Genomic DNA, 19,834 nt, shown 5'->3' on the forward strand with positions numbered 1-19,834 from the left:
CGTAGAAAAGAAGGTTGCTCACAAATATTGTGGCAACCTTCTTTTTATTGTTCTTGTGTCTCTTTTTCTTTTTCTCGTTCAGCAGCCATTTCAGCAGCAATTACGTCGATTTCTTTTTTCAGTTCTTCTACCATTGTTTCTTCTGGCACTTTACGAACGACTTGCCCTTTACGGAATAATAATCCCTCTCCACGTGCACCGGCAATACCGATATCAGCTTCACGAGCTTCACCAGGGCCATTTACAGCGCAACCAAGTACTGCAACTTTAATTGGTACTTGAAGTGTAGAGATGTATTCTTCCACTTCGTTAGCAATGCTAATTAAATCGATTTCAATACGACCACAAGTTGGACAAGAGATAAGTGTTGCTGCATTAGACGCAAGACCGAATGATTTTAATAATTCGCGAGCAACTTTTACTTCTTCAACTGGATCAGCACTTAATGAAATACGTAGTGTATTTCCGATGCCTTTATTTAAGATTGCTCCAAGACCAGCAGCACTTTTTACAGTTCCGGCAAACAATGTTCCAGATTCTGTAATACCTAAATGTAATGGATAATCAAAAGCACGAGCAGCTTTCTCGTATGCTTCGATTGCTAAGTTAACATCAGAGGCTTTCATAGATACGATAATATCGTGGAAATCTAAGTCCTCTAAAATTTTAATATGATGTAGCGCGCTCTCAACCATACCATCTGCAGTTGGGTACCCGTACTTTTCTAAAATGTGTCGCTCTAATGAACCAGCGTTTACACCGATACGGATTGGAATACCGCGCTCTTTTGCTGCATTTACAACAGCTTCTACTTTATGGCGACGACCAATATTACCTGGATTGATACGTACTTTATCGATGCCACCTTCAATTGCTTTTAAAGCAAGGCGATAATCAAAATGAATATCAGCAACAAGTGGAATGTTGATTTGTTTTTTTATATCAGCAATAGCATCTGCTGCGCGTTCATCTGGAACGGCAACGCGGACGACTTGACAGCCGGCTTCTTCTAAACGCTTGATTTCAGCAACTGTTGCTTCAACATCATGTGTTTTTGTTGTTGTCATACTTTGTATAATTAATTCATTATTACCGCCGATTGTTAAATTACCGACTTTAACTGGACGTGTTTTTGTACGATGAGTCATTTCATTCACGAATAGATCGCTCTCCTTATAAAAGAAGTTTCTTATTTAGTCCCTCATATCAATGATAGTATACGTGATATAGGGCTATAGAAACCGAAGTACTCGGTTTCACTTTTACTATTGTATCAGCGCCTTTATGTAATTGACAAGGATTAAGTGATAGCTTATTGATATAACGGGAATTTATAAGACTTTCCAATTTGTATTTTTGTAGCAGAGGTACTTTTGTTTAATTGTTTAAAGTCGTCAATGACTTTTTCTATGGAAGGAATTTTTTTCTTGTTAATTTGTTCTGTAATAGAAAGAACTGTCTCACCAGTTTTTACTTCAATTGTTTTATAAGATACATCCGTTTCTTTTTCTGTTTTGTTCGCTTTATTTTGTTGACTGTCTGTGTTTTCTTTTTTAATTGTTTGAGCAGCAGTTGTTTTTTTATATGAACTTAACATCGGTAAAGTACCGATTTTTATATCGTAATAAAATATATAACCGAGAACAAGCACGAATAGGAATATACCTAATCTCTTCATATTCTTCACTCCTTTGCTAGGAATATATGCTTGTCCAAAAAAAAAATGCCTATTTAGGCATTTTTTTTCGTTCTTATTTTTCTTTCGGTTTTGGAACTTCTTTAATTGTTAAGTACAGAACAATTAAAACAACTGCGATATAGATGAATGTTGATCCAGGTACGACAATCTTGCATGCATCCATAATCATAAAGAAGATTGTTGGAATTGTGTAGCTGTATGCAGTTAGTGTCCAAACTTGTTTATAGGATAGTTTACGTTGACCGCTCATAGCAGAACCGATGAACGCAAGTAAAGTCACACCTACAAAAGTTATGAATAATTGGAATAGGTACACTAAGAATCCAATAACAAATAATAAAATTGGATAAATATTATCGAATAAAGAAATGAATTCTTGTAGATCTTTTTTCTCAAGAGATGCACCTAACAAATCGTTATAAGAATACGTTTGTGTTTGACCATTTCCCATAGAGACTACTTTATCTTTTAAAACAAATAAACCTGTTTTATTTTGATATTTTTCTAGGTCTGTTGAATTTGGATCAAATACGAAAAGTGTATTTCCTTCTTCTTTTTCAATAGGTTGATCAATATCGGCTTTTAGTTCGCCATTTTCGATTTTAAAATCAGGTAAATCTTTATCGATGACTTGATTTACCATGCCAACACCATCCTGGATAAAACTACCGTACAAAAAAGTTCTTGGAATAGTAGTAATTAAGCAAAGTAGCATAATATACAAAATGGTTTTACCGATTTTTTGAAAACGGAATAGCGCCATATCTTTAGGCGAGTATATGCTTTTTACGAATTGGGTAAATATGGACATAGATTCACTTCCTTTATGTATGTATAAAATCATTGTAACGTAGGAATCTAGAGAATCTCAAGATATATTATATTTACATATAGTGGAGATAACTAAATTTCTTTTATTAACTTTCTTCTTTTAAATAAGAAAAATACAATTGACACTTTTCTTTTCTATATGGTAAATTTATCTTACATTTCTTAAAGAGCATATCCGATAGGAATTCCTTTATTTGATATGTTGTTACATACATAATTGTGGACCCTTAGCTCAGCTGGTTAGAGCAGACGGCTCATAACCGTCCGGTCGTAGGTTCGAGTCCTACAGGGTCCATATCCATTTCGCATGTTTATTATGTTAGCAGGAAGCTTCCTTGTAGAAGGAAGCTTTTTTTACGGAATATATGAGCATTTTAATTGAAAAGAAGTGGGAATTTTGCTACTTTAATGATAGCAAGACAATGTGATTTATTTGTTTGCACCCTATGGCAATTAGGGTAGAATGAAGTTGTATGTCACTTAAGTGGCAATACATAAACTGGGAGGAATATAACAATGGCAAAACACGAATTACCAAATTTACCTTATGCGTATGATGCTTTAGAGCCTCACTTTGACAAAGAAACAATGAACATCCATCATACAAAACATCACAACACGTACATTACAAACTTAAACGCTGCTTTAGAAGGTCATGCAGAATTAGCTGACAAAAGCGTAGAAGAATTAGTTGCAAACTTAAACGAAGTACCAGAAGCAATCCGTACAGCAGTACGTAACAATGGTGGCGGACATGCTAACCATACATTCTTCTGGACAATCCTATCTCCAAACGGCGGAGGACAACCTGTAGGTGAACTTGCAACTGCAATTGAAGCAAAATTCGGTAGCTTCGATGCATTCAAAGAAGAATTCGCAAAAGCTGGCGCAACTCGCTTCGGTTCTGGTTGGGCTTGGTTAGTAGTAAACAATGGTGAGTTAGAAGTAACAAGCACTCCAAACCAAGATTCTCCTTTAACTGAAGGTAAAACTCCAGTTATCGGTTTAGATGTTTGGGAGCATGCTTACTACTTAAACTACCAAAACCGTCGTCCAGACTACATCGGCGCATTCTGGAACGTTGTAGATTGGAACGCTGCTGAAAAACGTTACCAAGAAGCAAAATAATCGTAATAAATATAGAAAAAGCTAGGGGAGAGCTCCTAGCTTTTTTCTATGCTTTCCTTTTACATAATTGGGCTTGTCTTTGGAAGACTAGAACATGAAGTAAAGGAGAGTTGTGTATGAAATGGAAACATATAATTGGTGACGTTGAAGTGAATCGGGATTTAGTGTTATTACTCCTTATAGGAGGTTTATACACGCTCGCAATTTCTTTATCGAATACGTTTGTAAATATTTATTTATGGAAACAAACACAAAATTATGTGAATCTTGGCTTGTATAATTTAGCCAGCGTGGTATTACAGCCTCTCACATTTCTTGTAGGGGGAAAATTAGCGAAACGTATCGATCGCTCGATTTTATTACGAATAGGAGTAGGGACGCTCGCAATTTTTTTTATTGTTGTCTTAGTAGCAGGGAAAAGTGCTTCTCAGTATATTTTATTAATGGGGGCTCTTTTAGGAGTAGGATACGGTTTTTACTGGTTGGCTTTTAACTTATTGACATTTGAAATTACAGAACCAGAAACAAGAGATTTCTTTAATGGGTTTCTTGGACTTCTTACATCCTTCTCTGGAATGATTGGACCAATAGCAGCAGGATACACAATTTCACGTATGGAGAAATGGAGTGGCTATACTGTTATATTCTTTCTTTCATTAGTTCTATTTGCAATTGCTGTCGTCTTAAGCTTCTTTTTATCTAAAAGAGAATGTGAAGGGCGTTATGAAATCGTGCAAGTATTGAAAGAACGACGGATTGATAAAAATTGGGGAAAGATTACACGAGCTCATTTTTTCCAAGGATTGAGAGAAGGAACATTTATTTTTGTCATTTCAGTATATGTTTATTTAGCAACTAATAGTGAGTTTGCATTAGGGAAATACAGTTTAGTGAACTCTGCTGTATCCTTTGTATGTTATTACTTAGTTGCTCGTATGTTAAAGAAGGAGTGGCGAAAAAAAGCAATTTTACTTGGAGGCATTATTTTATATGCTGTCGTCTTTTTAGTTATTTTCAATGTTACATACACGAAATTACTTATTTATGCGGCATGTATTGCAATTGCATATCCTATTTTACTTGTTCCGTACGGATCAATGACATATGACGTAATTGGTAGAGCGAAAAATGCGAGAGAATGGCGTGTGGAATATGTCGTTGTTCGGGAGCTGTGGTTAAACGCCGGAAGAATCTGTTCCATTTTAAGTTTTTTATGTGCTGTACTATTCTTTCCACCTGAAAAAAGTTTACCTTACTTATTATGTATTTTAGGTGCTGGACATTTTCTTATTTATTTTGCAGTTAAAAATGTCAAATATGATGAGGGAAATGCGAGTAAAGCAAGTGTTGTAACGCAAGGGAACGCGCAAAACCAAACTGAACCAGAAGGTTAACTTCTCGTTTGTTTTATGCTAGAATAGAAAAAGATGTAAGACAGCAGTGAGGACACCTGTATGAAGGTGTCCCTTTCACATTACATAGCTGTTGGTAGAGGGGGTTTGTATGAGCAAGAAGCAGAAGCAAAATAAGAAAAAGACCCACGTTCCTTTTCGGTTAAACGTGCTGTTTTTCTGCGTGTTTTTAATGTTCTCCGCTGTTATTGTAAGGCTCGGATATGTACAAATTGTTCGCGGTGAAGAATATAAGAATGAAGTGGAGAAGAAAGAAAACTCAACGATAAGTAATCCTGTACCGCGTGGGAAAATATTTGACCGTTATGGGCGACCTGTAGTAGATAATGCAGCCATTCGTACTATTACATTTACAAAAATGAAAGGATCAACTGCAGAAGATCGCTTAGAAACAGCGAAAAAGCTAGCAGATTTGATTGAAGTACCGACAGATAAATTAACGGATCGCGATAAAAAAGATTATTGGCTTGCTATGCATAAAGAGGAAGCTAAAGAAAAAATTACGAATAAAGATCGTCAAGAGTTTAAAGATAAAAAAATTGACGATAAAGAATTAGACGAGCGCCAGCGAAGTCGTGTAACAGAAGAAGAGATTAATCAATTATCCGCAAAAGATCTAGAAATACTAGCGATTAAGAGTAAGATGGATGGCGGATATGCAATGACACCTCAAGTTCTTAAGAAAAATGCAACAGATGAAGAATATGCGATTATTAGTGAAAATTTAGCGCAATTACCGGGAGTAGATACAAGTGTTGATTGGGAACGAAAATATGCATATGATGGTGATTTGTTCCGAAGTGTACTTGGTGGTGTAACAACTTCTGACGAAGGTTTACCGAGAGAAAGACTAGATTACTATCTTGTTCGTGATTATAACCGAAATGACCGAGTAGGGAAAAGTTATCTTGAACAACAGTATGAAGATAGTCTGCACGGTACGAAAGCAGAAGTTAGAAATGTTACAGATAAAAACGGTAATATTTTAGAAACGATTAATGTATCAAAAGGACAAAGCGGTAATGACTTGAACTTAACAATTGATATGGAATTACAAAAGCGCGTGGAAGATATTCTTGCGAAGAATTTAATGAGGTTTAAAGGAAGCGAACCTCTTTTAGATCGCGCATTCGTTGTAATGATGAACCCAAAAAATGGTGAAGTTTTATCTATGGCGGGGAAACAATTAGTTAACGAAGATGGCCAAACGAAAGTAAATGACTTTGCATTAGGTACCATGACAAGTTCTTATCCGATGGGATCAACTGTAAAAGGTGCAACAGTACTTACTGGATATCAAACTGGTGCGATTCAACCAGGGGCAGTACAATTGGATGAACCAATTAAATTAAAAGGTACACCTACGAAGTCGTCTTGGAAAACGATGGGATACATTAATGACCTGACAGCTTTAAAAATGTCTTCTAACGTTTATATGTTTAAAACAGCGATGAATATCGCCGGTGTTCAGTATGTGAGAGGTGGTACGTTAGATATACCTCAAAAAGCATTTGATACGATGCGTTATTATTTCGGACAGTTTGGACTTGGTGTAAAAACAGGAATTGATTTACCGAATGAATCTGCTGGTCAGATGGGTAGAAGTAGTCAACCAGGTTTCTTACTAGATTTATCAATTGGACAGTATGATACGTATACACCACTTCAATTAGCGCAATATATTTCGACGATTGCCAATGGCGGATATCGTATGCAACCACAAGTTGTAAAAGAAATTCGTCAACCGGCAGTGAAACCGGATGAAGTTGGGAAAGTTGTTCAATCTATGGAACCGAAAGTATTAAATCGTGTTGATATGCCAGAATCGCAAATTAAACGTGTTCAAGAAGGATTTAGACAAGTTTATAATGATTCAGGTGGTACAGCTACAAAATACTTTACAGGTGCAAAATATAAAGCGGCAGGGAAGACAGGTACCGCGCAAACTGTGTATGGCGGAGATAAAGAGATTGGTAGAAAGGCAAACGGTGAACGTGTGGAAACATATAACTTAACATTAGTAGGTTATGCGCCACTTGAAGATCCAGAAGTAGCATTCTCTGTTGTCGTTCCGTGGGTACATGATGATAAGACTGGTATTAATGGATATATTGGTCGTGAAATTATGGACGCTTACTTTGATTTGAAAAACAAAGAAGTAAATGGTGAAGCTCCAAAAGATGATAAAGACAATAAAAATAAAGAGCAAGATGATGAATAAAAAAGTTGTAAAAAAGCACACTATCTGAAAAGATAGTGTGCTTTTTTTTATGGTTTATGCATATCGTGTAATAAATGTGGACAAGTATACAACATTGAAAAAAACGCGGCCGTATAAATGATACTTGTATATGGTGGGATAGGGGATAAATATTTTATAGGGAAATCATCAGAGGAAATGAATAGCTACTACTGAATTAAAATTGTACCGTATGTTGATTTATGTGGAACTTTACAAAACTTTTACAAACAATTAAAACCGAATTAATAGTTTAGCAGTATTCTTATATCTGTAATCCTGTTATTTCCGGTTACTTCTAGGAGGAAGAACACGTGAAATGGATGCGTACACCGATTAAAGTTTTCGTATTATCAATATGGTTCCTCTGTTTTGAAATGTCTACTGCATTTGCTTTAAATGATACGGGAGAAGTGAGAGTTGATGGATCCTCAACGGTTTTTCCTATTATAGAAGCAGTAGCGGAGGAATATACAAAGGTGCATCCAGACGTGAAAATTTCCATCAGTATTTCTGGAACTGGGGGAGGATTTAATCGTTTCAGTAAAGGAGAAGTAGATATAAATAATGCTTCGAGAGTAATGAAACAAGTCGAGAAAAATGAAATGAAGAAAAACTCTATTCAGTTCACACCTTTTGAGGTTGCTAACGACGGTCTTACGATTGTTGTGAATCGCCATAATACATGGGTAGACGATATGTCAGTAGACGAGTTACGACTACTTTGGAGTGAAGATGGAAGAGAGAAGCGATGGTCACAAATTCATTCAACATGGCCACGTGAACAAGTGAAGTTTTATGCACCAGGCGTAGACTCTGGTACGTATGATTATTTTCAAAATGTCATCTTACAAAATCATCGCATTGTAAAAAAAGTCTCTTTGTCTGAAGATGATCAAGTTATTATGCAAGGGGTAATGAATGATAAACATGCCATTGCTTTTGTAGGATATGCTTATTATATGGCTAATCGAGATAAGGTGAAAGCAATAAAAGTAAATGGTGTATTTCCGACGAAAGAGACCATTCAATCAGGTAAGTATAAGCCGTTATCTAGGCCACTACTTACTTATGTGAATAATGCATCTATCCGAAATAAAATGAATGTAGCAAACTATGTTGAGTTTATGATTCAGCATGTTGGTAACCTCGCTGAAGAGGTCGGGTATGTAAAATTAAGAAAAGAAAAATACAATGAACAGCTGCGTATGTTAACAGAAATAAAAAGGTAATGTCAGGGTGGAAAGGGGTTTTCATCTTTGGCTCATAATGACAAAAGTCAAATTACATTTTCTGTACAACATTTGATTGAAAGAAATACAAAACAAAGAAAAAAAACGCAGCGAATCAATCGAATAGTGCCTTTATTACTAAAAATAATTGCTAGCTTTTCTATTGTGACGACACTTGGCATTGTTTTTACGCTCTCTAATGAAACAATCATGTTTTTTCAAAAAATATCATTATACTCCTTTTTGACGGAGAAAGAATGGTTACCATTTTTTGAAGACCCTAAATTCGGTATATTACCACTTATATGTGGAACGTTCCTTGTAACAGCAATTGCTATGTTTGTAGCAATTCCTATCGGTTTAGCGTGTGCCGTATTTTTAAGCGAATATGCTTCAAATAGTGCACGGAAAATATTAAAGCCGATGTTAGAGCTATTAGCAGGTATCCCGACAATTGTATATGGTTTTTTTGCATTAACAGTTGTTACACCGCTTTTACAAAGGATTATACCAGATTTACAGTTTTTTAATGCTATTAGTCCAGGAATCGTTATCGGATTTATGATGATGCCTACAATTGCATCTCTATCTGAAGATGCGATGAGAGCTGTGGCGAAAGGGACGAAAGAAGCTTCATTAGCACTCGGAGCGACGCGGTTTGAAATGGTAAAACAAGTGGTGTTTCCGTCCGCTTTTACAGGGATTATGGCAGCAATTATATTAGCAGCTTCTCGTGCGATTGGTGAAACAATGATTGTTGTAATTGCAGCAGGATCCACACCAAATGTATCGCTTGATCCGACACATTCTATTCAAACGTTAACAGCCTATATTGTGCAAGTAAGTTTAGGTGATGCTCCGCATGGAACGATTACGTATTACAGCATGTATGCTGTAGGCGCAACGTTATTTTTGTTTACCTTTATTATGAACATCATTTCGCAGGCAATTATGCGCCGTTTTAGGAGGATGACATAATATGCGAATGTTAAATCATAAAAAAATACAAAAAAATATGGCATCACGCTTTTTAAAAGATCGAATTTACAAATTGTTATTTTATATAGCAATTTTATTTTCAATCGTAATTTTGTTTTTGTTACTGTTTCAAATTGTTGAAAAAGGTATAAGTTATCTTTCAATAGATTTCTTTACAAATTTCGCTTCACGTAATCCGAAAGAAGCTGGTATTGCTGCAGCTTTGTCAGGGACAATATTATTTATGAGTATTGTTATACCTGTTTCTTTTATATTTGGAGTTGGAACAGCACTTTATTTAGAGCAATATGCGAAGGAATCTCTATTTAAAAAAATAATAGAGATTAATAATCAAACGTTAGCAGGAGTACCATCCGTTGTATTTGGATTGCTTGGTTTAACTATTTTTGTATATGCTCTTCATTTAGGAGAGAGTATAGTTGCAGCAGCATTGACGATGAGTCTACTCGTTTTACCAACAGTTGTTGTGGCGAGTCAAGAAGCAATTCGATCAGTACCAAGTGTTTTATTAGAGGGTTCTTACGGATTAGGTGCTACGAAGTGGCAAACGATGTATCAAATTGTATTGCCATATGCTTTCCCAGGGATTATAACGGGCTGTACGTTAGCGATATCAAGAGCAATTGGAGAGGCTGCACCACTATTAATTATTGGGGCACTTGCGTTTGCAAATTATGTTCCATTTAGTATGTTTGATAGATTTACAGTTCTACCAATTCAAATTTTTAATTGGATGAGTAGGCCACAAGAAGAATTTCAGTATGTAGCAGCAGCTGGGATGATTGTTTTGTTAGGTTTGTTGCTATTTATCAATATATTTGTTTTATGGTTACGAAATCGAAAATAAGTTGGAAGTGGATGAAAGGGGAATTCAAATGGTAGCAACAGTAGTAAATGTACAGGTGAAAAACGAAGAGAAAATCGAGACTGCGCCAAAGAAGGTAGTATTTGATACGAAAAACTTAAATTTATGGTACGGGGAAGACCATGCTTTAAAAGATATTAATTTAAGTATTCATGAGAATGAAGTTACAGCCATTATCGGTCCAAGTGGCTGTGGTAAATCAACTTACTTAAAAACATTAAATCGCATGGTAGAGTTAGTACCGATCGTTCGAACTACAGGTGTAATTGAGTATAGAGAACGCAATATATTTGATAAATCATATCCAGTTGAAGAATTAAGAACGCATGTAGGAATGGTGTTCCAAAAGCCAAATCCATTTCCAAAATCTATTTATGAGAATGTAACATACGGTCCAAAAATCCATGGTATTCGTGACAAAAAGACATTAGATGAAATTGTTGAAAAAAGTTTACGTGGAGCAGCGATTTGGGATGAGTTAAAAGATCGTTTGCACGATAATGCATACGGTTTATCTGGTGGACAGCAACAGCGTCTATGCATCGCACGCTGCTTAGCTATTGAGCCAGACGTTATTTTAATGGATGAGCCAACATCGGCATTAGACCCAATTTCAACATTAAAAGTAGAAGAATTGATTCAAGAGCTAAAGAAAGATTTTAGTATTGTTATCGTAACGCATAATATGCAACAAGCAGCGCGTATTTCAGACAAAACAGCTTTCTTCTTAAGCGGGGAAGTTGTGGAGTATACAGATACAAACAAATTATTTACGACTCCTTCAGATAAGCGTACAGAAGATTATATTACAGGTCGCTTTGGTTGATATCGTTTCAAAGCTAAGAGCAAATGCCCTCTTAACAGAGGGCATTTCTTATTTTATCTTACTGTTAATAAAGAAGTAATACTTCTCCTTATCTTAAGGTTTATTACAAGCGTAAGAGGCTATGTAGGAGATTTACCCCGCTATTTGCGGGCAGTAAGACCCCCACCTTAAAATTTAGCGAAAGCAAAGAAGTTAGGGAGGGGATCTTGCTGCCTATCAAATCCCGATTGATGAGGGTTGATTAAAGTTTCACTTTTATATAATGGCACATAATATTGAGGGGGAAGAAAAATGGTAAGAGAACAGTTTCAAGGTGATTTAAAAGCGTTACAGCAAAAGGTGATTGAGCTTGGAGAATTAGCAAATGCGGCTTTATTGATTGCTATGGAAGGTCTGCATACAAGGGATGTAGAGAAAGCGTTAGAGGTCATTGATGGTGATTACCGCATGGATAATTTAGAAGAGGAAATAAACGATCTTGCGCTTATGCTCATTACGAAGCAGCAACCTGTAGCAAGTGACTTAAGAAGGATTTTTATTTCAATTAAAACAGCGACAGATTTAGAGCGCATTGCAGATCATGCTGTTAATATTGCAAAGGCTACAATTCGTCTTGGGGAAAAAGAAGTGGCTGTTAGTTTGCACAACCTAGATGAAATGTTTGCGGTTGCAAATGAGATGTTGCATTTAGCGTTAGAAGCATATGAACAAGAAAATTTAACTTTTGCGAAACAAATTGCTGAAATGGATGATTCCGTTGATGAAATATATGGAAAAGCAATTCGTGAGTTTATATCTTCAGTTCCGGAACAACCAGAAGCAATTACGCAAATTACACAATTATCATTTGTCGCGAGATATATTGAGCGTGTAGCAGATCATATTACAAATATTGCTGAAAATGTCTTTTATTTAGTAAAAGGAAAGCATTATTTATTGAATGAGTAGGAAAAAAGCAGGTGATGAGAAATCACCTGCTTTTTTTAGTCAAAACATGACAAAAAAAGCTCGTTGTTTCCTTTAGTTTATGATGATAAGATGTATCATAATGTAATGGAAAAATTAGTATATATGTTTGTCGTTAATAAGTATTATTTACCAATTTATAGTAAGCGCTTTCTTGTTGTTTGAAATGTACGTTTTTATAGGTTAGAAATTTAATTATATAGTCTTCTAAATGAGGATGTGTTTAACTAATCAAGTTTATGCTGCTAGTTCATGTGGGATAGGGAATATACATATGGTATATGGAGTTACTGAACATTATATAAGTGGAGGCTGAAGTATATGAAGGGGGTTATTTTAGCTGGAGGAAAAGGAAGGCGCCTTAGACCATTAACATGTAATACTCCAAAGCCGATGTTACCATTATTAGAAAAACCAGTTTTAGAATATAATATTGAGTTATTACGCCAGCATGGTATTCGTGAAATTGCAATTACTGTTCAATATATGAGTACGACTATTAAGCAATATTTTGGTGACGGTAGTAAATGGGGAGTTAACTTATATTATTTTGAAGACTCTCCTCCGCTTGGCACAGCAGGGAGTATTAAACAAGCAGAACAATTTTTAGATGAAACATTTGTTGTGATAAGCGGGGATGCATTAACTGACTTTCAATTATCAGAAGGAATTAGGTTTCATGAACAAAAGAAAAGAATGGTAACAATGTTTGTGAAAGAAGTAGAAAATCCACTCTCATTTGGATTGGTTGTAATGAATAAAGACCAGGAGGTTACACGATATATAGAAAAGCCGGGCTGGAATGAGGTAGTATCTAATGTTGTGAATACAGGCATATATATTATGGAGCCAGAAATCTTTTCTTACATACCGCCTAGGCAATTTTTTGATTTCAGTCATGATGTGTTTCCGTTATTGGCAAACAAAAATGTGTTATTCGCATATTTGTCAGAAGGTTATTGGTTAGATATCGGCACATTTAATCAATATCGACAAGCACAATTTGATTTGTTAACGAAAAAGTTACAAGTACCTATTCCTTATACAGAAGTATTACCGATGGTATGGATGGGAGAAGGGGTGACGATTGGTAAAGGGACGAAAATTCATGGCCCCTCTTTTATTGGAGAAGGAGCAAAGATTGGTACAGGAGCTGTAATTGAGCCATATTCTATTATTGGGAAAAATAGTATCGTTTCAAATTATTCTCATCTGCAAAAAAGTATTGTTTTTGCAAATGCCCACATTGGGAAGTATTGTGAACTATTAGAAACGACAATAGGAGAGCGTACAATAGTTGAAGATGATGTTACACTGTTTCAAAAAAGTGTTGTAGCGGATCACTGTCATATCGGAAGAAGTACGGTAATTAAGCAAAAAGGAAAACTATGGCCTTATAAGGCGATTGATAGTCATTCGATAGTAGGAGCGGCTGGTATTCAAGAGAGTGAAATGAGTGCAGGGTGGTTACAAAAAAGCCGCATTGTAGGAAGAGGGAATGTTGAAATTACTCCCCAGTTTATCGTGAAGATTGCGATGGCGTATGGTTCTCTTTTTAAAAAAGGAGAAAGTATATTAATTGGAAGTCAAGAAAATATAGAAACAACCTCTTATAAAAATTTATTTTTACATGCTATTCATGGTATAGGGATTCATACGATGGAATGTAAAGAAATGAACGAGTCACTTTTTCAATATAGTGTTCACCAGTTGCAATGTGCAGGTGGTGTTTTCATTCAAGTGGAGAATGAGAATGAGATTGTTATAAAGTTATACGGTCAAGCTGGCATGCCGTTAACGTATAAGCAGCAAAAAGAGATAGAACAAGTATATATGTCCGAATTGTTTTATTACGTGCATGAGAAAGAAATGGGGCGTAATAAGCTCGTTCATGTTTCTATGAATGAGTATATAGAAGTTATATTGGAGCATATTGATATCGAGAAAATACAGATGCAGAAGTTTCATCTTCTTATTAATAAGAGAAATGATACGTTGCAACATTTACTCATGCTCTTTCTGCAAAGACTTGGTTGTACAGTTACATGGATTTATGCAAGCGAACAAAAAGATCATGTGAAAGCTTTGATGAAATCAAGTAAAGCGAATATGGCTCTTATGTTTTCTGAGCAAGGAAATCATTTCGAGTTATACGATAAACATAGTAATATTTACCAAGGTACAGATTTGGAAGAGGTAGATATTCCAGATTTCTTACTCGAATCGACAGGAAATATTTACCCAATGTCTTTGAAGTTAGGAGAATGTTATCTTCTATTTTATACGCAGGATGAAAGAAAGTCGTTTCAAGTAAGGTGGAAGCGAGATATTTTATATCGGATTGGAAAATTATTCGAGCTAATAGCATTGCAAGGAAAAACGTTTCTCAGCATAGTAGAGCAATCACCTCCGCTCTATTTACTTTATGATGAAGTGGTATGTTCATGGAATGAAAAAGGGGAAATTATGAGGAAATTATTGGATGATATAGAAAGGAAGGGAGAAGGTATATTTGAAGGAGTACAGTTCAAATATACTGAAAAAGAGTGGTCTTATATCGTTTCTGACACAAAACAACCAAAATTTTTGGTGTATTCACATGCTAGAAACCCAGTAATAGCAAGGGAAAATATGAAAAATCTTATAGAAAAAATTAGACAATATCAAAAGGTGTAGAATTTTTATTTTAAAAGTGGTATTATAGTATAGTCTGATTTAAGTTATTAGTACTGGAGGGAAATAAGAATGCGTGTGAATATTACTCTAGCATGTACAGAATGCGGAGATCGTAACTATATCTCAAAGAAAAATAAACGTAACAACGCTGAGCGTATCGAGCTTAAAAAGTATTGCAAGCGTGACAAGAAGTCTACGTTACACCGTGAAACAAAGTAAGCAGTAGGAATATTTTCCTACTGTTTCTTTTTTTATTCGATTCCTATGTTAAAAGTGATACACTATCAGCATAGAGTAAAGTGTCACTGTAAGGGGGAGAATGTGTGAAAGCAGAGAAAGTACGTTTACGTAAACAAATAATAGAACACATGAATTCTTTATCAGAAGAACAGTATACAACTTTATCAGAACAGATTGCATTTTCGTTGTATGCGCAAAAAGAGTGGGTTGAAGCTAAAACAATTGGAATTACTCTTTCAATGGAAAATGAAGTGAATACATATCCTATTATCGAAAAAGCTTGGGAAGAAGGAAAGAAAGTTGTAGTTCCTAAGTGTAATAAAGGAACTAGAACGATGTCCTTCCGGCAAATTAATAATTTTGATCAATTAGAAACGGTGTATATGAATTTACGTGAACCGATTCCTGGGCTTACGGAAGAAGTGAGTATGGATGAAATTGATCTTCAAATTGTGCCGGGCGTAGCTTATACAGAACGAGGAGAGCGAATTGGGTACGGCGGTGGCTATTATGATCGTTATCTCGTGCATTATAAAGGGAAAACGCTGTCATTAGCGTATGATTTTCAAATGGTAAAACACATTCCAGTAGAGCCATTTGATAAAAACATAGAAAAAATTATTACAGAAAAAGGAACACTGCTTATAAATAAGCTTGTATAGACAAATAAAAATTGACGAGACTTTTTCTTCTTGATTATAATAAAATATGTGAACGTTTTCTTATTATAATTTTTTATAGTAAGTGAGCATAGAGGGTGATGAAATGGTATCTATTTATGATATTCAGCAATTGCTAAAGAAATTTGGTACGATTATTTATACGGGAGATCGAATTGCAGATTTACAATTAATGCAAGATGAATTGCGTGAATTAAATCAATCACAGCTAATCGATCCACAAGACTATCAAACAGCTTTATTTTTATTGAAGCAAGAAATTCAAAAAGAGCTAAATAAGAATTAGATAAAGGTAGGTAAGCAACATGGAAGAGAAATGGTTAGTTGGTGTTGACCTTGGTGGTACAACGATTAAATTAGCATTTATTAATGTATACGGTGAAATTTTACATAAGTGGGAAATCCCTACGAATACAGGTGAGCAAGGAAAACATATTACACTTGATGTTGCGAAAGCAATTGATAAAAAGCTAGAAGAATTAGGCGAATTGAAGAGCAAATTAATTGGTATTGGTATGGGAGCTCCTGGTCCTGTACATGTGGCGTCTGGAATGATTTATGAAGCGGTTAATTTAGGATGGAAAAACTATCCGCTAAAAGATTTATTAGAAGTAGAAACAGGATTACCTGTTGTTATTGATAATGATGCAAACTTAGCAGCGCTTGGTGAAATGTGGAAAGGTGCTGGTGAAGGTGCAAAAGATTTAATCTGTATGACACTTGGTACGGGCGTTGGTGGTGGTGTAATCGCCAATGGTGAGATTGTACACGGCGTGAGTGGTGCTGCTGGTGAGATTGGACATATTACAGTCGTTACAGAAAATGCTTTCCCATGTAATTGCGGGAAGTCTGGTTGCTTAGAAACAGTAGCATCTGCGACAGGTATTGTACGTGTTGCTATGCAAAAAATACAAGAGACTAATAAAGAGAGCATGTTGCGTTCTATGTTAGCTGAAGAAGGACGTATTACATCAAAAGATGTCTTTGAAGCACTTGGACAAGGTGATGAATTAGCAGGTGAAGTAGTAGAAAAAGTAGCTTCTTATTTAGGATTAGCTGTAGCGAACCTTTCTAGTACATTGAACCCAGAGAAAATTGTTATTGGTGGAGGCGTGTCTAAAGCTGGAGATGCGTTATTAGAACCAATTCAACGCTATTTCGAGCAATACGCTTTCTCACGTGCTGTAAAGAGCACGAAGTTAGCTATTGCAACACTTGGTAATGATGCAGGTGTTATCGGAGGAGCTTGGCTTGTAAAAAAGCACAAATACGAAGCGAAGATGATATAAGTTGTGAAATATGAAAAGAGGAAGGGGGAACCCTTCCTCTTTTTGTGTAAAATCTCGATGAAGAATAAAGTGTAAACGAATTAAGCTGCTGGTGGATACCCGTTATATAGAACAGTCATGATCGTAAACCATCCGAAAACGAGTACAGTTGCAATTGCAAAGCCGCTTGCGAAAAAGTTTTTTTCACGAAGTGTTCTAAGCGTAGCAAATACAGCTAACAGAGTGACAAGTGTAAAAATAATAACAAGGCCCATACAATATCCTCCTCTGTCTACCCATTTCTTATTATGAGTTTTTGGAATATTTACTCTTTTATATTGTACATGTTTTAAAAATAATTGTCGAGATAGCATCCTTTCTTTTCCTCAGAGAAAGAAATGTTGTATCATTAAAAGTAAGTTTAACAACTGGAGGAGATTTTCATATGAAATGGATACAAATGCCGTTAGGCCCATTACAAACAAATGCTTATATTTTAATGAACGATCAAAAAGAGTGCATTATCTTTGACCCTGGTCATGAAGGTGAAAAGCTCGTTACATATTTACAAGAAGAACAATTAAAACCATTGGCTGTTTTATTAACACATGCTCACTTTGATCATATCGGTGCTGTTGATGCCGTAAGAGACGCTTTTCATATTCCTGTGTACGTACATAAAGAAGAAGCAGATTGGTTAGGAGATGCAACTGTAAACGGCTCTCAAATTTTTATGATGAACCGCAGTATTACAGCAAAACCAGCGGATCATATTATTGATGCAGAAGGTACATTAACAATTGGATCATTTAATTTTGAAATTTTTGAGACACCAGGACATTCTCCAGGAAGTATTTCTTATTATAGTAAAGAAGCGAATGCTGTATTCTCAGGAGATGTATTGTTCCAAATGAGCATTGGAAGAACAGATTTGCCTGGTGGAAGTTTTGCTGAATTAATTGGAAGTATTGAAGAGAAATTATTTGTATTACCAGATGAAACAGCGGTGTTATGTGGACATGGTCCAGAAACAAGCATTGGCTTTGAAAAAGAAAATAATCCGTTTTTACAATAAGGAGTCATTATGGGAATGGAGCTCATTTTAAGAGAATGGATGGGGAAAGAAAAGGATTATTCAATTTCATATAGTACGTATATGAACCTTGTATTGTATACGGAGGGTCATGGATATTATATGAAAGAACGTGAAAAGATTGGAAGACAAGGGGATTTTTTTACAAGTAGCAATGTATCCTCTGTTTTTGCAAAAACTTTTGCTAAACTTTTTATTCGTCTTGTTGAAAATGGTGAAGTTGCTTCGAATATTTGTGAGGTTGGTGGGGGAACAGGGAAGTTTGCCTATGATGTTTTACAAGAATGGAAGCAATTATCTCCAAACACCTTTATTAATTTAAACTATTCAATGATTGAAGTGAGCCCTTTTCATAGGAAATTACAGCAGGAGCAACTTGGCTCATTTTCTAATGTATCGTACTATACCTCCTATAGTGAAATGGGAGATTCTTTCGAGGGAATTCTTTTTTCGAATGAGTTGTTTGATGCATTTCCTGTTGAAGTAATTGAGAAAAGAAATGGTATATTGTATGAAGTACGTATTACATATACAGAGGAAGGAAACCTTTCAGAAGTATGTAGGCCGTTAAATAAAAGAATTGGTCGCTATTTATTGAAATATAATATTCATATTGCTGAAGGGCAACGTTTTGAAGTACCAATTGTTATGGAGGAGTATATAAAAGAAATTTCGAAATGGTTTCAAAAAGGTATATGTATTACAGTTGATTACGGATACACAAAAGAAGAATGGATGCATCCAGCACACCGCGAAGGAAGTTTGCGAGGATATTATCAGCATAAGCTAATGCGTAACCCACTAGCGCATCCAGGTGAAATGGATCTTACTACTCATGTTCATTGGGACGAGCTAAAGGAGATGTTTAGTATGCAAGGAATGAGTGCAGTATGGCATAAGAAACAATCTGAGTTCTTGTTAGCTGCAGGGATATTAGAACAGCTTACGAGCCATCAAGATACGAATCCTTTTTCTGAAACGCAAAAACAAAATCGAGCAGTTCGTTCTATGATTTTAAATGGAGGAGTAGGGAGTTCGTTTGATGTTGTTATACATACAAAAGATATGCAACATTTACATTTGGATCAGTATGTAACAATATAAAAAACAAGACACAGTATATACTGTGTCTTGTTTTTTAATACGACTTATGTAGTATTATATATTTCCTCTCATGATATATATTTATATTAAAGATATGAGATGAAAAATATAGAATACGTTCTTTTTCTGCGATTATTAGTCCCTAACCTAATAATACACGAACGAGTTGAATGATTGTTTCATTCTCTACTTTGTAATAAATTTCCAATCCTTTTCTTTCACTAGAAACGATTTTAGCGCTTTTTAATTTTGCTAAATGCTGTGAAATTGTAGATTGTGGCATGTTTAAGCCAGTATACATTGTAGAAACGTTGCTTGGACCGCGCTCGATTAATCCTTTTACGATACATAAACGAACAGGATGAGCTAGCACTTTTAATAATTCTGCATTACTTTCATATAGTTCTAATTCTTTTTGAAAGGTTTCTAACATGTTCTTTTCCACCTCCGTGTGAGCTATTATACCATACTATACATACCAAAAATTTAAAGAAAAGAAAATAGTTGTTGCAGAAAAAAAGTCCTAAAGTAAAGAAATTGTAAGAAAAGAGACCCGGATGTAAATAAAATAGGTAA

At 35.4% G+C, this 19,834-nt stretch carries 20 protein-coding genes and 1 tRNA gene; 16 read left to right on the forward strand and 5 right to left on the reverse strand.

Translation table 11 applies throughout. The features are described from left to right. Nucleotides 1–44 precede the first annotated feature (44 nt). From ispG to yqgB, 3 genes are all read right to left on the reverse strand, one after another. Nucleotides 45–1,148 (reverse strand): flavodoxin-dependent (E)-4-hydroxy-3-methylbut-2-enyl-diphosphate synthase, encoded by a 1,104-nt coding sequence (gene ispG, locus ACTFP3_RS12860; protein WP_153577907.1) that lies wholly within the window; start codon nt 1,146–1,148, stop codon nt 45–47. A 164-nt stretch (nt 1,149–1,312) separates the two neighbouring features. Further along, complete coding sequence (yqfZ, locus tag ACTFP3_RS12865; RefSeq protein ID WP_000825414.1) at nt 1,313–1,678, reverse strand: protein YqfZ; 366 nt, start codon at nt 1,676–1,678, stop codon at nt 1,313–1,315. 73 nt (nt 1,679–1,751) lie between these two features. Further along, nucleotides 1,752–2,510, reverse strand: coding sequence for a protein YqgB (gene yqgB, locus ACTFP3_RS12870; protein ID WP_000021897.1), 759 nt, complete (start codon nt 2,508–2,510; stop codon nt 1,752–1,754). A 241-nt stretch (nt 2,511–2,751) separates the two neighbouring features. On the opposite strand from yqgB, the gene ACTFP3_RS12875 reads away from it, so the two are divergent. The 14 genes from ACTFP3_RS12875 to glcK all read left to right on the forward strand — a co-directional run bounded on the left by ACTFP3_RS12875 (nt 2,752) and on the right by glcK (nt 17,082). Then, nucleotides 2,752–2,825: transfer RNA gene (locus tag ACTFP3_RS12875), tRNA-Ile, on the forward strand. A 221-nt stretch (nt 2,826–3,046) separates the two neighbouring features. Next, nucleotides 3,047–3,658 carry a superoxide dismutase [Mn] gene (gene sodA / locus ACTFP3_RS12880; RefSeq protein WP_001052031.1) on the forward strand — a complete coding sequence of 204 codons (612 nt, stop codon included), beginning with the start codon at nt 3,047–3,049 and terminating at the stop codon, nt 3,656–3,658. Between the two features lie 116 nt (nt 3,659–3,774). Further along, nucleotides 3,775–5,052, forward strand: a complete 1,278-nt coding sequence (locus ACTFP3_RS12885; RefSeq protein ID WP_000871384.1) for an MFS transporter — start codon at nt 3,775–3,777, stop codon at nt 5,050–5,052. Nucleotides 5,053–5,161: 109 nt separating this feature from the next. Further along, entirely contained in the window at nt 5,162–7,291 is a 2,130-nt protein-coding gene (locus ACTFP3_RS12890; protein WP_000038987.1) for a peptidoglycan D,D-transpeptidase FtsI family protein, read from the forward strand. A 332-nt stretch (nt 7,292–7,623) separates the two neighbouring features. Continuing rightward, nucleotides 7,624–8,541, forward strand: coding sequence for a PstS family phosphate ABC transporter substrate-binding protein (locus ACTFP3_RS12895; protein WP_000871830.1), 918 nt, complete (start codon nt 7,624–7,626; stop codon nt 8,539–8,541). A gap of 27 nt (nt 8,542–8,568) precedes the next feature. Next, on the forward strand, nt 8,569–9,519 hold the full coding sequence (gene pstC, locus ACTFP3_RS12900) for a phosphate ABC transporter permease subunit PstC (protein WP_440010675.1): 951 nt from the start codon (nt 8,569–8,571) through the stop codon (nt 9,517–9,519). 1 nt (nt 9,520) lies between these two features. Next, nucleotides 9,521–10,387 carry a phosphate ABC transporter permease PstA gene (pstA, locus tag ACTFP3_RS12905; RefSeq protein WP_440010677.1) on the forward strand — a complete coding sequence of 289 codons (867 nt, stop codon included), beginning with the start codon at nt 9,521–9,523 and terminating at the stop codon, nt 10,385–10,387. Nucleotides 10,388–10,415: 28 nt separating this feature from the next. After that, nucleotides 10,416–11,231 carry a phosphate ABC transporter ATP-binding protein gene (pstB, locus tag ACTFP3_RS12910; RefSeq protein ID WP_000226686.1) on the forward strand — a complete coding sequence of 272 codons (816 nt, stop codon included), beginning with the start codon at nt 10,416–10,418 and terminating at the stop codon, nt 11,229–11,231. 291 nt (nt 11,232–11,522) lie between these two features. Further along, nucleotides 11,523–12,179: a phosphate signaling complex protein PhoU gene (gene phoU / locus ACTFP3_RS12915; protein WP_000251240.1), complete on the forward strand. Its 657-nt coding sequence runs from the start codon at nt 11,523–11,525 to the stop codon at nt 12,177–12,179. Between the two features lie 339 nt (nt 12,180–12,518). After that, nucleotides 12,519–14,873, forward strand: coding sequence for a sugar phosphate nucleotidyltransferase (locus ACTFP3_RS12920; RefSeq protein WP_000679336.1), 2,355 nt, complete (start codon nt 12,519–12,521; stop codon nt 14,871–14,873). 69 nt (nt 14,874–14,942) lie between these two features. Next, nucleotides 14,943–15,092, forward strand: coding sequence for a 50S ribosomal protein L33 (gene rpmG / locus ACTFP3_RS12925; protein WP_001265616.1), 150 nt, complete (start codon nt 14,943–14,945; stop codon nt 15,090–15,092). A gap of 104 nt (nt 15,093–15,196) precedes the next feature. Further along, a complete protein-coding gene (locus tag ACTFP3_RS12930) occupies nt 15,197–15,775 on the forward strand; it encodes a 5-formyltetrahydrofolate cyclo-ligase (protein WP_440010679.1) in 579 nt (192 codons plus the stop codon). Nucleotides 15,776–15,878: 103 nt separating this feature from the next. Beyond that, on the forward strand, nt 15,879–16,079 hold the full coding sequence (locus ACTFP3_RS12935) for a YqgQ family protein (RefSeq protein ID WP_000253699.1): 201 nt from the start codon (nt 15,879–15,881) through the stop codon (nt 16,077–16,079). Nucleotides 16,080–16,098: 19 nt separating this feature from the next. Then, nucleotides 16,099–17,082: a glucokinase gene (glcK, locus tag ACTFP3_RS12940; protein ID WP_000391701.1), complete on the forward strand. Its 984-nt coding sequence runs from the start codon at nt 16,099–16,101 to the stop codon at nt 17,080–17,082. 80 nt (nt 17,083–17,162) lie between these two features. Here the strand turns inward: glcK and ACTFP3_RS12945 are convergent, their stop codons facing one another. Then, the gene (locus ACTFP3_RS12945) at nt 17,163–17,336 is read right to left on the reverse strand and encodes a DUF2759 domain-containing protein (protein ID WP_000524852.1); all 174 of its coding nucleotides are present in this window, start codon (nt 17,334–17,336) and stop codon (nt 17,163–17,165) included. A gap of 170 nt (nt 17,337–17,506) precedes the next feature. Between ACTFP3_RS12945 and ACTFP3_RS12950 the strand changes: the two genes are divergently transcribed. Both ACTFP3_RS12950 and ACTFP3_RS12955 read left to right on the forward strand, forming a co-directional pair. Then, the gene (locus tag ACTFP3_RS12950) at nt 17,507–18,136 is read left to right on the forward strand and encodes an MBL fold metallo-hydrolase (RefSeq protein WP_000871225.1); all 630 of its coding nucleotides are present in this window, start codon (nt 17,507–17,509) and stop codon (nt 18,134–18,136) included. A 9-nt stretch (nt 18,137–18,145) separates the two neighbouring features. Next, nucleotides 18,146–19,258, forward strand: coding sequence for a class I SAM-dependent methyltransferase (locus ACTFP3_RS12955; protein WP_000525152.1), 1,113 nt, complete (start codon nt 18,146–18,148; stop codon nt 19,256–19,258). A 142-nt stretch (nt 19,259–19,400) separates the two neighbouring features. On the opposite strand, the gene ACTFP3_RS12960 is transcribed toward ACTFP3_RS12955, so the two are convergent. Next, on the reverse strand, nt 19,401–19,691 hold the full coding sequence (locus tag ACTFP3_RS12960) for an ArsR/SmtB family transcription factor (RefSeq protein ID WP_000894377.1): 291 nt from the start codon (nt 19,689–19,691) through the stop codon (nt 19,401–19,403). Nucleotides 19,692–19,834 lie beyond the last annotated feature (143 nt).

The sequence above is a fragment of the Bacillus cereus group sp. MYBK5-2 genome, assembly GCF_051915685.1.
In the GTDB taxonomy this organism is placed as follows: Bacteria; Bacillota; Bacilli; order Bacillales; family Bacillaceae_G; genus Bacillus_A; species Bacillus_A cereus.

Coding starts and splice junctions, on each gene's coding strand:
- ispG (WP_153577907.1), bottom strand. CDS start 1,148: ATGACTCATCGTACAAAAACACGTCCAGTTAAAGTCGGTAATTTAACA.
- yqfZ (WP_000825414.1), bottom strand. CDS start 1,678: ATGAAGAGATTAGGTATATTCCTATTCGTGCTTGTTCTCGGTTATATA.
- yqgB (WP_000021897.1), bottom strand. CDS start 2,510: ATGTCCATATTTACCCAATTCGTAAAAAGCATATACTCGCCTAAAGAT.
- sodA (WP_001052031.1), top strand. CDS start 3,047: ATGGCAAAACACGAATTACCAAATTTACCTTATGCGTATGATGCTTTA.
- ACTFP3_RS12885 (WP_000871384.1), top strand. CDS start 3,775: ATGAAATGGAAACATATAATTGGTGACGTTGAAGTGAATCGGGATTTA.
- ACTFP3_RS12890 (WP_000038987.1), top strand. CDS start 5,162: ATGAGCAAGAAGCAGAAGCAAAATAAGAAAAAGACCCACGTTCCTTTT.
- pstA (WP_440010677.1), top strand. CDS start 9,521: ATGCGAATGTTAAATCATAAAAAAATACAAAAAAATATGGCATCACGC.
- pstB (WP_000226686.1), top strand. CDS start 10,416: ATGGTAGCAACAGTAGTAAATGTACAGGTGAAAAACGAAGAGAAAATC.
- phoU (WP_000251240.1), top strand. CDS start 11,523: ATGGTAAGAGAACAGTTTCAAGGTGATTTAAAAGCGTTACAGCAAAAG.
- ACTFP3_RS12920 (WP_000679336.1), top strand. CDS start 12,519: ATGAAGGGGGTTATTTTAGCTGGAGGAAAAGGAAGGCGCCTTAGACCA.
- rpmG (WP_001265616.1), top strand. CDS start 14,943: ATGCGTGTGAATATTACTCTAGCATGTACAGAATGCGGAGATCGTAAC.
- ACTFP3_RS12935 (WP_000253699.1), top strand. CDS start 15,879: ATGGTATCTATTTATGATATTCAGCAATTGCTAAAGAAATTTGGTACG.
- glcK (WP_000391701.1), top strand. CDS start 16,099: ATGGAAGAGAAATGGTTAGTTGGTGTTGACCTTGGTGGTACAACGATT.
- ACTFP3_RS12945 (WP_000524852.1), bottom strand. CDS start 17,336: ATGGGCCTTGTTATTATTTTTACACTTGTCACTCTGTTAGCTGTATTT.
- ACTFP3_RS12950 (WP_000871225.1), top strand. CDS start 17,507: ATGAAATGGATACAAATGCCGTTAGGCCCATTACAAACAAATGCTTAT.
- ACTFP3_RS12955 (WP_000525152.1), top strand. CDS start 18,146: ATGGGAATGGAGCTCATTTTAAGAGAATGGATGGGGAAAGAAAAGGAT.
- ACTFP3_RS12960 (WP_000894377.1), bottom strand. CDS start 19,691: ATGTTAGAAACCTTTCAAAAAGAATTAGAACTATATGAAAGTAATGCA.